Origin of the sequence: Neobacillus muris (assembly GCF_943193175.1) — a bacterium.
Classification (GTDB): domain Bacteria; phylum Bacillota; class Bacilli; order Bacillales; family Cytobacillaceae; genus Neobacillus; species Neobacillus muris.
The window spans coordinates 62,920-72,768 of the sequence record NZ_CALPDF010000022.1 but is presented as its reverse complement, the minus strand read 5'-3'; the positions used below and the strand labels follow the sequence as shown (position 1 = coordinate 72,768).

Genomic DNA, 9,849 nt, shown 5'->3' with positions numbered 1-9,849 from the left:
ACAATCAATAAATTTGGTATTTAGATTCTGTGATAATAAAAAATTGCCGAGAAAAATACCCTTTCTCGACAATCTGAATCGGTCATTTGAGACCGATTTTTTCTAATTTACCTTACATATTTCAATTGGACAGTCTTCACAGTCAATTTCACTGCGCAAATAGTCGATATCATGAATGGTAATAGTACCTTTATCGATGGATATTATATCAGATCTTCGAAGCTCACTGAGCAGCCGATTCACAACTTCCCGGGATGTGCCGCAGAAATTAGCCAATTCTTGGTTGGTTAACGGTAAATCGATTAGGATCCCTTTATTTGTTTTTATTCCATAACTGTTGCTCATCCGAATTAATGTCGAGTACAATGCCCCTTTTTTGCCATGTAAAACAAGGTCGCGGAACTTTGTTTGAGTTTTGCGATATTGCTGGCTAAACCATTGGATAAATTCAAGAGCAAGCGGAAGATTAAGGGAAAGCTTTTCCTCTAGTTCATTTTTCATGATGACGGCTACTTCTCCGCTTTCGATTACTCGGCCGCTTAACATATATTTGGTTGAAGGCGAGAATAAGTTGATTTCACCGACAAAATCACCGCTTGAGCACATTCTTAAGGTAAGTTCCCGTCCATCGGGAATAATTTTGCTTAATTGCAGAATCCCGCTTTGAACGATATATAATTCATCTGACTGCATCCCTTCTTGGAATAAAAAAGCACCTTTTTCCATTTTTCTTGTGTGATGGACAGTCTCAAATAAATGGGCTAAAGTGACGGGCAGTTCTTTAGTTAACATGAAAATAACCACCTTTTAATGTGAAAATCCGTGTTAACATAAAAACAGTAACGGTTGGATTCTCTTGAAATTACTATAATTATATTGTTAATGAAGCTTAATTAGCAATAAATGTTGAATAAGTTCATACAATCGTCAAAAACAGCCCGATTATTTCTTCGGAAATAATATTGCCAAATAATGAAAATGCAAGAACTTCCTTTAATGGACTGAACCTAAAAGGTAATAATATGGATGTAAACGAAGGAGGGAATCGAATGGGCCAAAATCGTCAATTTCGGTCTGGACAAAAAGCACCTAATAATGGCATTTATATTGAAGTGGGTGACACAGGAAGTCCGGTGGTCAATCCAAAAAGAGTAAAGTTAAAAGCAGGTGACCGTTTTCCTGAGACTTCAAATGATGAACGAATATGGACATATGCTCGAAAACCGTAAAGTAAAAAGTCATCCATCCGGATGGCTTTTTATCTGGAAGCGTCCCATTTTTCGATCGTCCTAAATTCCTTGGGATCCCATTTAGCATTAATTTTACATTTGTTGATAAAATGTTTTATAATAATTATAGGTCAAAAAAGGTCAAAGAGGGTGATTGTCATGGATATAAATCGAATGACAGAGCGTATGCAGGCTGGAATAATGGAGGCGCAAACATTAGCCATAAAATATCATCATCAAGAAATCGACGAACCCCATTTATTCTTGTCACTAATGGCCCAGGAGGACAGCTTAATTACAGCCATTTTAGAAAGAGCCGGCCTGCCATCTAAACAAGTTGAAAATAAATTAGTAGAAGTTTTGAAAAAAAAGCCTCAAGTGACCGGAGGGGGAGCAGAACAGGGGAAATTGTATATAACCGGAAAACTCCAAAAGCTGCTCGTCTATGCAGAAGAGACCATGAAGAAGTTTTCTGATGAATACCTTTCTGCAGAACATATTTTATTGGCTGCCGCCCAAGCGAATGAATCGGACATGAACCAGATTATCCGGTCATTTGGTGTGACTTCGGATGATCTAATGAAAGTTGTAAAAGAAATAAGGGGGGATCAAAGGGTGACATCGCAAAATCCTGAAGCTGGATATGACGCACTAAAAAAATACGGCAGAGACCTTGTTGCTGAAGTGAAAGCCGGAAAGCTTGACCCTGTTATCGGCCGTGATGCGGAGATCCGCAATGTAATCCGGATTCTTTCTCGAAAAACAAAAAATAATCCGGTTTTAATTGGGGAACCTGGCGTGGGGAAAACCGCAATTGTCGAAGGGCTTGCCCAGAGAATTGTCCGGAAAGATGTCCCGGAAGGCCTAAAGGATAAAACCATTTTTTCATTAGATATGAGTTCCCTAATCGCAGGAGCCAAGTTTAGGGGAGAATTTGAAGAGCGATTAAAGGCGGTTTTAAATGAAATCAAAAAGAGTGAAGGGCAAATCATTCTATTTATAGATGAAATTCACACCATTGTTGGTGCAGGCAGAACGGATGGAGCCATGGATGCAGGGAATATGCTGAAGCCAATGCTTGCCCGTGGGGAGCTGCATTGTATAGGTGCTACCACTCTTGATGAACACAGAAAGTATATTGAAAAGGATCCGGCACTGGAGCGCCGCTTTCAACAGGTCCTTGTCCAAGAACCGAATGTGGAAGATACCATTTCCATATTGCGGGGGTTAAAGGAACGTTTTGAGGTTCATCACGGCGTAAAAATACATGACCATGCTTTGGTGGCAGCAGCCACGTTATCGGACCGATATATTACGGATCGATTTCTGCCAGACAAAGCGATTGATCTTGTCGATGAAGCTTGCGCCATGATTCGTACGGAAATTGATTCCATGCCGGCGGAGCTGGATGAAGTAACTAGAAGAGTCATGCAATTGGAAATAGAAGAAGCGGCATTGCTGAAGGAGCAGGATGACGTCAGCAAGCAAAGACTGGAAGTACTTCAAAAGGAGTTAGCGGATCTTCGGGAACAAGCAAATGCCATGAAAGCTAAATGGCTCGACGAGAAGCAAATGATTCAAAAATTGCAGGATAAAAGAGAACAATTGGAAAAATTGAGACGGGAGCTTCAGCAGGCTGAGGATAAATATGATTTAAACCGGGCAGCAGAGCTTCGGCATGGACGAATCCCGGTGGCGGAGAAAGAACTGAAAGAACTTGAGGCTGCGGCTGAACATGATAATCGGCTTCTTCGTGAAGAAGTAACTGGAGAAGAAATATCATCCATTGTCTCCAGGTGGACAGGAATCCCCCTCGCTAAACTGGTAGAGGGAGAACGTGAGAAATTATTGCGCTTGGAGTCCATTCTCCATGAAAGAGTGATTGGCCAAAATGAAGCGGTCAATTTGGTGGCGGATGCCGTCCTGAGAGCACGTGCTGGAATTAAAGACCCGAACCGTCCGATTGGCTCGTTCCTGTTTTTAGGCCCGACTGGTGTCGGAAAGACTGAGCTTGCAAAAGCTTTGGCGGAGGCCTTGTTTGACAGCGAAGAGCATATTATTCGGATTGATATGTCGGAATATATGGAAAAACATGCTGTATCCAGGTTAATTGGTGCCCCTCCAGGTTATGTGGGCTACGATGAGGGAGGACAGCTTACGGAAGCTGTAAGACGTCAGCCATATTCCGTTATATTAATGGATGAAATTGAGAAGGCACATCCAGAAGTATTCAATATTCTCCTTCAAGCATTAGACGATGGAAGAATTACGGATTCGCAGGGAAGGGTTGTTGATTTTAAAAACACTGTCATTATTATGACTTCGAATATTGGGTCACCATTCTTGCTGGAGCAGGCCGAAAATGAAGGGGAGATTTCTGATTCAGTACGAGAAAAGGTGCTTAGCCAATTAAGAGTCCATTTCCGCCCGGAGTTTTTAAACCGGATTGATGAAACCATTTTATTTAAACCATTAGCGTTAAATGAAATCAAAAACATCGTTGTTAAAATGCTTAAGGAATTGCAAAATCGATTAAAGGAACAGCAAATTCATATTACAATAGCAGAAGATGCGAAAGAATTTATTGCAGTGAATGGGTTTGACCCCATATATGGTGCAAGGCCCCTAAAACGTTACATTCAAAGAAATATCGAGACAAAGCTTGCCCGTGAAATCATATCGGGAAAAGTGTACGAGGGTTCCACTGTTGAAATTTCCGTATTGAATGGCGAGTTTAATTTAACAATCCATTCATGATCAATAAAAAATCGGCTGTCCAAAAGCAAAGAGGTCAGACACCACATCACAATATATAGAAGGTAATTTTAAAAAAACGTTCTATATATTGGTCTAAGCGTGGAGTCTGACCTCTTAATGGACAGCCTTTTTTTAAACAGTTTAATGTTTTTGTACTGGTTCCTTTGGAATAATGGTAGTGGCAATAAGAATTAATACGGTCACAATAATAGAAACGATACCGCCAGTGGCAAAGTTAACCTCAACGCCTGACATTGAACTAACTACATATGTAAGCATTTCAACCAAAAGAAAAGTCCAGAATAGAGTCCAAAAAAATCGCATACAATTCACCTGCCTAGTTTACTCCTTTATAATTTTACCATAAGATGTTGAAATAATAAAACAATTAAATGAGATTGATTAAGGAAATATAGGCAAACTCCCTTTCAACTTTTGGGTTCAAGCATAGGATATTTGGTGAGGAAATATGTAAAAGGAGATTTATCAATGGAAAGTCGGAGTTTTCTAATGGGGACCCAATGGAATATGATCTTTTACCCTGAAAAACCAACCGGATTTGGGGTTTTCGTGATTGGTGATGAAAGGCATTTTGTGGAAGATAATAAAAGTTTTTGGACACAAAATGAAGGAAAACTGGCGATTATTAATCAGTTGAAGTCAAATGGATACACGATATTTTCCTCCAATCTTTATGGGCGTAATTGGGGAAGCGATGCGGCCGTCGAATTGGCGGAGCAATTATACAACCATGTTATCAGAAGTGAAATCTTGAATAACAAGATTCATATTTTAGCTGAAGGAATGGGAGCGTTAACGGCAGTTAAGTTAATGGAGAGAATGAAGGGGAATATCCGATCCGTTATTTTGCTTAATCCGATCCTTTCATTGAAATTCCATCTTGAACAGGAGAAGGAGCATAAATTTTTTTATAAAAAGTTAATTCGTGAACTCGTGGCAGCCTATCAGTTGGATCAATCAACAATTGAAAACAGGCTTATACATGCAGCAGATACCGTTTATTTAAATGAAGAAATACCCATCCAAATCATTCATGTGCTATCAGGCGGAAGGCTGTACAATCAATCCAAGCAATATCAAAAAATTCTTAGTAAAAAGGATATCAGCCCTTCATTTATCTTGCCGGAGAAAAAACAAAATTTAGGCAAAATCTGCAATGAATTTTTTTCCCGCCATGAGGGTAACCTGTAATACCTCTCCAGCTCAATTAATAATTCCTGCGCGCGGCGCATAGGATGATTTAAGGAAGTATGGGGAGGAAATTACTTATGGACAAGACCGTTATTATGGACGTATTTGACTTTGTGGGTTTTCATCTTTGCAAAGCATTGTTAGATAAAGGGGTTGAGGTGGAAGGCGTTTATATAGAGGAGCATCAGCCTGATTTATATATAGATAAAAAAAGGCTTGAAGTGGGCAGAAATGCAAATTTTATCGATATTGCATATTCTGTATGGAATAAAAAAGCTAGGCAGAACAGCCTAGATGCCACCTTGATTCTCTCTCTTTATGATGTATTCATGACCCGGAAGGAATCCATATTATCAGGGCTGGATTTTAAGACGATTCTGGATAATTGGCAGAGTAATGATAATCAAATCGTGTTTTTGGCTCCAGTGCAGTTGTTGGCTGTTCCGTCTCTCAATAAGGACATTGCCTATTTTTTAAATCAGGCAGAGGAGCAGGTAAAGAATTTGCAAATTTTTTACCTGCCAACCATCTATGGTCCTTGGCAGCCTGTTGATTTTTTATTTCAGCAAGTGATTATTTCCGGACGGGGCAGTCATCCAATCCAGCCATACGACCGGGAATGGACGGGGGATGCCATATATGCAGCGGACGCGGTAGAGACCATCGTAGATTTAATCGAAGATGGCAAATCGGGAAATTACCTATTGGAAAGTACGGAGGAAAACACATGGGAGGAATGTGCCCGGCTGCTTTCGATAGAAAATCAACTGTTGTCCCCAGCCATTGGCGATTTGCCACAATCCGTAACTAAAGTTCCTGTAAGGAACTTACTATCCATAACAGAGTCTCTTTCTAGACAAAAAGAACATACGAATCGAGTATTAGAGATCAATGCCAAAGATCATTAACAAAACTTGACCCTATTCTAATCGAGTATAATAGATAAAAGCTGCGGACTTGGATCCAGCAGCTTTATTTTTTATTCAACACCTTCTGAATATAGGGATAGGCTTTTTTTAATAATGGCTTTAATCCGTTGACCGATTCAACTAATGTATCGATATGATGCATGAGTGCTTCAAGGTCTATGTTTGTCTGATTGGACGGTAAGTTTTGTAAAGGCTGCCTGTCTGGGAATAATTCGAATTGCGGCAGTGCATTTTTACGTCCTCCAAACATGAGTGCAGTAAATGGATCTAAGGGTTGTTCTTGTTCGTTTTCTTCTGAATCATCCCTATTATTTATTTTTTCCTTATACATTTGTAAAGGGATTTCGGTCTCGTTCAATTTCATCAAACCTCCCAGGAACAATTTTCTACTTTAGCATATGAATATTTTTCTTAAAGGAATGGATATTAGCGGATAGGAAATGCAACGAAACAGTTGCTAAACAAGCCATAAATTTGATAAAATTAGTACCAAGTCATAATAATTGATATTAATAACTAATTGAACAGCTGATAAATCTAAAGGAGATGGCAGAATGAGAGCTGGTATTATTGGCATCGGAAGGTATTTACCTGAAAAGGTCGTGACAAACTTAGATTTGGAAAAAATGATGGATACATCAGATGAGTGGATTCGGACGAGAACCGGGATTGAAGAAAGAAGGATTGCGGCGGACGATATAGATACATCTGATATGGCTTTTGCTGCGGCGCAAAAGGCCATTCAGGATGCTGGCATTACACCAGAAGAGATTGATTTAATATTGGTTGCAACCGTTACGCCGGACACGCCATTCCCCTCTGTTTCCTGCAAAATTCAAGAAAGATTAGGCGCTTGGAAAGCAGCGGCTATGGATATTAGTGCTGCTTGTGCCGGCTTTATGTATGGCATGGTAACAGCAAAGCAATTTATCGAGTCAAAATGTTATAAATATGTCTTAGTGGTCGGAGTTGAGAAGCTGTCTAAAATAACTGACTGGAATGATCGAAATACCGCTGTCCTATTTGGTGATGGTGCCGGTGCTGCCATTATTGGACCTGTATCGGAAAATCGCGGAATTCTCGCATTTGAGCTTGGTGCGGATGGTACAGGAGGAAAACACCTCTATCAGGACGAATATATCATAATGAACGGCCGGGAGGTATTTAAATTCGCAGTTAGGCAAATGGGAGAAAGCTGTGTCCATGTTTTAGAGAAAGCCGGCTTAAATAAGGAGGACGTTGACTTTCTCGTTCCCCACCAAGCCAATATTCGGATTATGGAAGCTTCAAGACAAAGACTTGACCTCCCGCCTGAAAAAATGTCAAAAACAGTTCATAAATATGGGAATACCTCTGCGGCCTCAATCCCTATTTCAATTGTCGAAGAATTGGAAGCAGGCAAAATAAAAGACGACGATTTGATTGTCATGGTTGGCTTCGGCGGCGGCTTGACATGGGGAGCCATTGCAATCCGCTGGGGGAAATAAATGTGAACAGCGCAAATGGCGTTATGCTGATTTTCGAAAAACAAAAATGAAGAAGAACTATTTGCATAATAGATTAAAGGAGATGTGGACATGGAAAAACGCAGGGTTGTGGTAACAGGCGTTGGAGCAGTCACACCGCTTGGAAATGATATTGAAACAACTTGGAAAGGAATTCTTGAAGGCAGGTCTGGAATAGGACCATTGACAAGAGTAAATGCGGATGAATATCCAGCAAAGGTTGCTGGTGAAGTAAAAGACTTTAATCCTGAATTGTTCATGGAAAAGAAGGATGCTAGAAAAATGGACCGGTTTACTCAATTTGCAGTCGCTAGCGCACTCATGGCGGTAAAGGATGCAAACTTGGCCATTAATGAAGAGAATTCCCATCGCGTTGGGGTTTGGATTGGCTCTGGAATAGGCGGGATGGAAACTTTTGAACAGCAATTTGAAATCTTTCAAAAGCGGGGATATAAGCGAGTAAGTCCATTTTTTGTACCGATGTTAATTCCGGATATGGCAACTGGGCAAGTATCAATCATTCTAGGCGCAAGAGGATTTAATTCTTGTACGGTCACAGCTTGTGCAACGGGCACCAATTCAATTGGTGACGCATTTAAAGTTATTGAGCGCGGTGATGCTGACGTAATGGTTACGGGTGGAGCAGAAGCCCCAATCACAAGGATGTCCGTAGCCGGATTTTGTGCTAATACGGCACTATCGACAAATCCAGATCCGAAAACAGCCAGCCGGCCATTCGACAAGGACCGTGATGGATTTGTTATTGGTGAAGGTGCTGGTATTGTAATATTGGAAGAATTAGAACATGCCTTGTCCCGCGGGGCAAAAATATACGCTGAAATTGTTGGATATGGCGCCACTGGAGATGCCTATCATATTACCGCACCAGCTCCAGGAGGAGAAGGTGGTGCGAGGGCCATGAAAATGGCTATTCAGGATGCAGGATTACATCCAAGCGACATTGATTACGTGAATGCCCATGGCACGAGTACGGAATATAATGATAAGTTTGAAACACTTGCAGTGAAGGAAGTATTTGGTGACCATGCCTATCAATTAGCGATGAGCTCAACCAAATCCATGACAGGACATCTGTTAGGAGCTGCAGGCGGCGTAGAGGCCATTTTTTCCGTTTTAGCGATTAGGGATAGTATCCTGCCGCCAACCATGAATTACCAGACTCCTGATCCTGAGTGTGACTTAGATTATGTGGCCAATGCAGCCCGAAAAAAGGAAATAAACACAGCAATGAGCAACTCATTAGGATTCGGGGGACATAATGCCACGATCGTATTTAAAAAATATCAATAATGTGGGGGACCAAGTCACTGGCTTGGTCCTTTACTTTTTTCAATATGAGAACCCCCAGAACCTCATTTTCGAACGTACATAAAATGAAAAAGAAGATATATGAGTGAAAAGAGGTGCCAGAATGGGGATAATTCGAACAGATCAATGGTTAAAAGAGAACCTTGAACGCCCTCTGAAAATCTGTGAGAAGCTAAAGACCTATTTTAATGGACAAAATCCAAATGATATCTATCAACAGCTGTTGCATTTTGGCATGTACAGGCCGTCATGGAAATCGAGAGTTAATTTGAATAGTATGATGGATTATAAAGCCTGGGACCGGGTGGAGCGTATGTTTACTAAATATAAACAGAAATGGTCCGGGCCGGATATCCCAGTATTTCTGTTTCCTTTAAATCAAAGGGGAGGGCTTTTTGCCAGGAAGGAGGATAAAAGTAAAGGCGGGGTGTCATTTCCAGATAAAATGTTCCTATTCCTGTCAGAATATCAGGACGAGAAGGAAATAGAAGCACTGCTGGTCCATGAATATCACCATGTTTGCAGACTGCAGCGGACAAATAAAAATCATGAGGACTATACATTGCTTGACTCGATTATTATTGAAGGTCTTGCTGAATATGCAGTTTTAAAACATTGCGGTGAGCAATACCTTGCTGATTGGTGCCATATGTATACGGAGGCCGAATTAGAGGCGTTTTGGGACCGCTATTTAAAACCAAAATTAAACAAAAGAAAAAATGAGCGCGTTCATGATGAGCTGCTCTTCGGCGGACGAAATGTCCCGCCTTTGCTTGGATATGCAGCCGGGTATCATCTGGTTCAAAATTTTTATAAAAATGAAAGCTATTTGGTTAAACAAAGTTTTAGGACCCCTTCCTCGAAATATCTTGAATATCGCTAAAGAAG

General features: G+C 40.7%; 10 protein-coding genes. 7 read left to right on the top strand and 3 right to left on the bottom strand.

Going from position 1 to position 9,849, the window contains the following annotated elements:
• Window positions 1–102 precede the first annotated feature (102 nt).
• Window positions 103–792 (bottom strand): Crp/Fnr family transcriptional regulator, encoded by a 690-nt coding sequence (locus NFS43_RS14840; RefSeq protein WP_251552489.1) that lies wholly within the window; start codon window positions 790–792, stop codon window positions 103–105.
• 257 nt (window positions 793–1,049) lie between these two features.
• Here NFS43_RS14840 and NFS43_RS14835 point away from each other — a divergent pair, with 257 nt between their 5' ends.
• Both NFS43_RS14835 and clpB read left to right on the top strand, forming a co-directional pair.
• Window positions 1,050–1,229: a YjzC family protein gene (locus NFS43_RS14835; protein ID WP_251552488.1), complete on the top strand. Its 180-nt coding sequence runs from the start codon at window positions 1,050–1,052 to the stop codon at window positions 1,227–1,229.
• A 159-nt stretch (window positions 1,230–1,388) separates the two neighbouring features.
• Window positions 1,389–3,986 (top strand): ATP-dependent chaperone ClpB, encoded by a 2,598-nt coding sequence (gene clpB / locus NFS43_RS14830; protein WP_251552486.1) that lies wholly within the window; start codon window positions 1,389–1,391, stop codon window positions 3,984–3,986.
• Window positions 3,987–4,127: 141 nt separating this feature from the next.
• On the opposite strand, the gene NFS43_RS14825 is transcribed toward clpB, so the two are convergent.
• On the bottom strand, window positions 4,128–4,310 hold the full coding sequence (locus NFS43_RS14825; protein WP_251552484.1) for a YjzD family protein: 183 nt from the start codon (window positions 4,308–4,310) through the stop codon (window positions 4,128–4,130).
• A 165-nt stretch (window positions 4,311–4,475) separates the two neighbouring features.
• Between NFS43_RS14825 and NFS43_RS14820 the strand changes: the two genes are divergently transcribed.
• Both NFS43_RS14820 and NFS43_RS14815 read left to right on the top strand, forming a co-directional pair.
• Entirely contained in the window at window positions 4,476–5,198 is a 723-nt protein-coding gene (locus NFS43_RS14820) for an alpha/beta fold hydrolase (RefSeq protein ID WP_251552482.1), read from the top strand.
• 77 nt (window positions 5,199–5,275) lie between these two features.
• Window positions 5,276–6,106, top strand: coding sequence for a hypothetical protein (locus NFS43_RS14815; RefSeq protein WP_251552481.1), 831 nt, complete (start codon window positions 5,276–5,278; stop codon window positions 6,104–6,106).
• Window positions 6,107–6,170: 64 nt separating this feature from the next.
• Here NFS43_RS14815 and NFS43_RS14810 read toward each other — a convergent pair whose 3' ends face one another.
• On the bottom strand, window positions 6,171–6,485 hold the full coding sequence (locus NFS43_RS14810) for a hypothetical protein (protein WP_251552480.1): 315 nt from the start codon (window positions 6,483–6,485) through the stop codon (window positions 6,171–6,173).
• Between the two features lie 196 nt (window positions 6,486–6,681).
• Between NFS43_RS14810 and NFS43_RS14805 the strand changes: the two genes are divergently transcribed.
• From NFS43_RS14805 to NFS43_RS14795, 3 genes are all read left to right on the top strand, one after another.
• A complete protein-coding gene (locus NFS43_RS14805; protein ID WP_251552479.1) occupies window positions 6,682–7,614 on the top strand; it encodes a beta-ketoacyl-ACP synthase III in 933 nt (310 codons plus the stop codon).
• Between the two features lie 90 nt (window positions 7,615–7,704).
• Window positions 7,705–8,943: a beta-ketoacyl-ACP synthase II gene (gene fabF / locus NFS43_RS14800; protein WP_251552478.1), complete on the top strand. Its 1,239-nt coding sequence runs from the start codon at window positions 7,705–7,707 to the stop codon at window positions 8,941–8,943.
• 121 nt (window positions 8,944–9,064) lie between these two features.
• Complete coding sequence (locus NFS43_RS14795) at window positions 9,065–9,844, top strand: DUF2268 domain-containing putative Zn-dependent protease (RefSeq protein ID WP_251552477.1); 780 nt, start codon at window positions 9,065–9,067, stop codon at window positions 9,842–9,844.
• Window positions 9,845–9,849: the final 5 nt, after the last annotated feature.